At 40.1% G+C, this 701-nt stretch carries 1 protein-coding gene; it reads left to right on the top strand.

Features of this window, described 5'->3' with window-relative positions:
* Window positions 1-87 precede the first annotated feature (87 nt).
* The gene (locus KJB35_RS28180) at window positions 88-579 is read left to right on the top strand and encodes an RDD family protein (protein WP_005377021.1); all 492 of its coding nucleotides are present in this window, start codon (window positions 88-90) and stop codon (window positions 577-579) included.
* Window positions 580-701: the final 122 nt, after the last annotated feature.

Below are 701 nucleotides of genomic sequence, written 5' to 3'. Positions count from 1 at the left end.
TGTTGCAATTAATTGAATATTGTCTTGAGAAAGAAATTACATTACGTATCATGCATTTAAGTTGGTTATATAAACTAGGTAAATAATATGAAAGATAATGTTCCCGCGAAAATGAGTGATTTGTACGAATATTCAGGTTTTTGGCCTCGAGTTGGTGCTAGTCTAATTGATACTGTGATAATTTGTGTCCTTACATACCCGATTCTAGTAGCGGTTTATGGCTGGGCATATTTTGACAACGATGCGTTAGTACAAGGCTTCGCTGACCTGATTTTAAGCTGGATTTTTCCATTGGTAGCGATCATTGGTTTCTGGCTTTATCGTCAAGCGACACCAGGTAAAATGGCTATATCAGCGAAAATTGTAGACGCTAAAACTGGCGATAAACCTACCCTTCAACAGTATATTGTAAGATACCTTGGGTATATCCTAGCGACAATCCCTCTTGGACTAGGTATATTTTGGGTGGCTTGGGACAAGCGTAAACAGGGGTGGCACGACAAACTCGCCAATACCGTCGTTATCTGCGAAAAAGATCGAAACACACCTCAAGAAGTTGAATTCTCATCAAAAAATTAACATAACAAAGCATTTAAGAGTGATTCCCAACGCTTGGCATTTTTCATTCCATCGTTGGGTTTCGTGTTTACGGTGGTAAGGTTTAGGTCTGTGGTCGCGTTGCTCACACCTTAATGCGGCGT

Origin of the sequence: Vibrio sp. D431a (assembly GCF_030248655.1) — a bacterium.
Lineage (GTDB): Bacteria > Pseudomonadota > Gammaproteobacteria > Enterobacterales > Vibrionaceae > Vibrio > Vibrio alginolyticus.
The sequence above is the reverse complement of the archived record's forward strand: the minus strand, read 5'-3'. Positions and strand labels throughout refer to the sequence as shown.

What these genes read in the sequence shown, in the direction of transcription:
- KJB35_RS28180 (WP_005377021.1), top strand. Translation starts at nt 88, where the DNA reads ATGAAAGATAATGTTCCCGCGAAAATGAGTGATTTGTACGAATATTCA.